Below are 412 nucleotides of genomic sequence, written 5' to 3'. Positions count from 1 at the left end.
GCTACGCTGCACTTCGTGAACGCTAGGGTGAAGTTTGGGAAATAAATGGGTCAATAAAGTAATAACCCAAGTAGCCGGTAGAGATTCAAATGGAAAGAAAGTCATCAAAAATTGACTCCTGGAATGCAGAAGCGACGGTCAGTAATAATGAAATTACAAGTATGAATAGTAACTGATTAGATAAATGCTTCTTGCAGGGTGAAGGCAAAAATAAATGCCTGAACTTTCAGTAAAAACCCTTGATAGGTGACAGCATGAATGGATTTGGTAAAATCAATTGTAATTGAACTAAATACGGTTTCAATATAATGACGAGTATGTTGTTTTATATATTGAATCCAAGGAGGATCTGGACGTTTAGATTTTTGTTTCCGCATCACTTTCAAACTAATTTGACTCGTGTGTTCTAGGT

The 412-nt window shown here is 36.2% G+C and carries 1 pseudogene; it reads right to left on the bottom strand.

Going from position 1 to position 412, the window contains the following annotated elements:
• Positions 1 to 176: 176 nt before the first annotated feature.
• A pseudogene (locus FFR48_RS28495) lies at positions 177 to 412 on the bottom strand (IS982 family transposase); the annotation flags it as partial.

This window comes from Sphaerospermopsis reniformis (genome assembly GCF_005402885.1).
Taxonomy (GTDB): Bacteria; Cyanobacteriota; Cyanobacteriia; order Cyanobacteriales; family Nostocaceae; genus Sphaerospermopsis; species Sphaerospermopsis kisseleviana.
This window is presented reverse-complemented; position numbering and strand designations above follow the sequence as displayed.